1 protein-coding gene and 1 pseudogene are annotated in these 2,239 nt (G+C 57.1%); both read left to right on the top strand.

Annotated features, from left to right (window positions below):
• The first annotated feature begins 204 nt into the window (after positions 1-204).
• On the top strand, positions 205-1,362 hold the full coding sequence (locus tag RTY00_RS23870; protein ID WP_061718082.1) for a CdaR family transcriptional regulator: 1,158 nt from the start codon (positions 205-207) through the stop codon (positions 1,360-1,362).
• A pseudogene (locus tag RTY00_RS23865) lies at positions 1,362-2,239 on the top strand (alginate lyase family protein); the annotation flags it as partial. The gene RTY00_RS23870 and the pseudogene RTY00_RS23865, both read left to right, overlap by 1 nt.

Genomic DNA, 2,239 nt, shown 5'->3' with positions numbered 1-2,239 from the left:
TGTATCTGCTGATGCAGTAAGTTTCAGGTTGTTGATAACAGGCGAGCTTCGGCTCGCCTTTTTTGTGTCTGTGCCAATGTCCGGTACTGAATGTGACGCTTACCGCAAATCCCGCATAATCCCCACGGCTATGTGCAGTTGCACAATGTCAGCGCCTTATCGGATGCGTATTCTGTCTGTTCGTCCTTATCTCCGGAGTGTTTGATGGCCACCTATCATCTCGATGCGCGACTGGCTCAGGATATTGTTGCCCGCACCATGCAAATTATTGATAGCAATGTCAACGTGATGGATGCGCGCGGCCGCATCATCGGCAGTGGCGATCGTGAACGTATTGGCGAATTGCACGAAGGCGCGCTGCTGGTGTTGTCACAAGGCCGCGTGGTGGACATCGACGAAGCGGTAGCAAAACATCTGCACGGCGTGCGTCCCGGCATCAATTTGCCGCTGCGTATTGATGGCGACATCGTCGGCGTGATCGGTTTGACCGGCCAACCTGCAACGCTGCGTCATTACGGTGAGTTGGTGTGTATGACCGCTGAAATGATGCTGGAGCAGGCGCGGTTGCTGCACATGCTGGCGCAGGACAGCCGCTTGCGTGAAGAGCTGGTGCTGAATCTGGTGCGCAGCGAAACTTTATCGCCAGCGCTGAGCGAATGGGCGCAGCGGCTCGGCATCGATCTCAATCAACCGCGCGTGGTAGCGGTGGTGGAAGTGGACAGCGGACAGCTTGGCGTCGATAGCGCCATGTCCGAGCTGCAGCAGTTGCAAACGCTGCTGACCACGCCGGAGCGTGACAACCTGATTGCGATTGTTTCACTCACCGAAATGGTGGTGCTGAAACCGGCACTGAATGCGCATGGCCGCTACGATCAGGACGATCATCGTCGTCGCGTGGATCAACTGCTGCAACGCATGAAAGAGAGCGGACAGGTGCGGATGCGTATCGCGCTCGGCAACTACTTTACCGGTCCCGGCAGCATCGCGCGTTCGTACCGTACCGCGCGCACCACCATGATGGTGGGCAAACAGCGCATGCCGGAACAGCGCAGCTATTTTTATCAGGATCTGGTGCTGCCGGTGCTGCTCGACAGTTTACGCGGCGGCTGGCAGGCCAACGAACTGGCGCGCCCGCTGGCGAAGCTGAAAAGCATGGATAACAATGGTTTGCTGCGGCGTACATTGGTGGCGTGGTTTAGCCATAATGTGCAACCCAGCGCTACGGCGCGCGCGCTGTTTATTCACCGCAACACGCTGGAGTATCGCCTCAATCGTATTTCCGAGCTTACCGGTCTCGATCTGGGTAACTTCGACGATCGTTTGTTGCTGTATGTGGCGCTACAACTGGATGAGCAAAGTTAATGAGAAACCTGTGGATTGCGCTGCTGTGGCTGTATAGCGCGCTAAGTGTGGCTAACGATCCGGCCTTTCTCACTTTAAACGATCTTCAGCGGGTTAAGCAGCAGCTGGCACATCATCATGCTGCGTCGCCTACGCTCGACGCCTGGCATCAGCTAAAGCAGCAGGCGGATAACGCGCTGAAACACCCCAATCCCAGCGTCACCGATAAAGGTATGCTGCCGCCGAGCGGCTCGAAGCAGGATTATTTAAGCCTGAGCGCTTATTGGTGGCCGGACGACAGCAGCGCCGACGGCTTGCCGTGGCAGCGTCGCGACGGCGAAGTGAATCCAGCCAGTAAGAATGAACAAAGTGATGGTGTGCGGCTGGCGCGCTTTACCGCTGATTTTCAGGCACTGACGCTGGCTTGGTATTTCTCCGGCGACCAACGTTATGCCGATAAAGCGCTGGTGATGATGCGCCACTGGTTTATCGATCCCGCCAGCCGCATGCATCCGAATCTAAACTTTGCGCAGGGAATTCCGGGCCGATCCGCAGGTCGCCATGATGGCGTGCTAGATGGACGCTACTTTGCCACGCGCGTGGTGGATGCGCTGACTTTGCTGCGTAATGCGCCCGGTTGGCAGCCAGCCGATCAGCAGGCGATGCATTTATGGTTTAGCGAGTATCTGCACTGGTTGCGGCACAATCCTTTGGCGTTGCAAGAAGCGGCGGCGGCGAATAATCATGGCAGTTAGTACTGCACGCAGGTGGCGGGAATTGCGTGGTATCTCGGCGATCGTGAGGCGGTTAAAGCGATGGTGGAATTGGCGCGCAGTAAGATTACGCTGCAAATCCGTGCCGATGGCAGCCAGCCCGCAGAGTTAGCGCGCACGCGATC

This window comes from Pantoea sp. CTOTU49201, assembly GCF_032054795.1.
GTDB classification, from domain to species: domain Bacteria; phylum Pseudomonadota; class Gammaproteobacteria; order Enterobacterales; family Enterobacteriaceae; genus Pantoea; species Pantoea symbiotica.
Note: the sequence above shows the minus strand (reverse complement) of the source record. Positions and strands in the feature narration are given on the sequence as shown.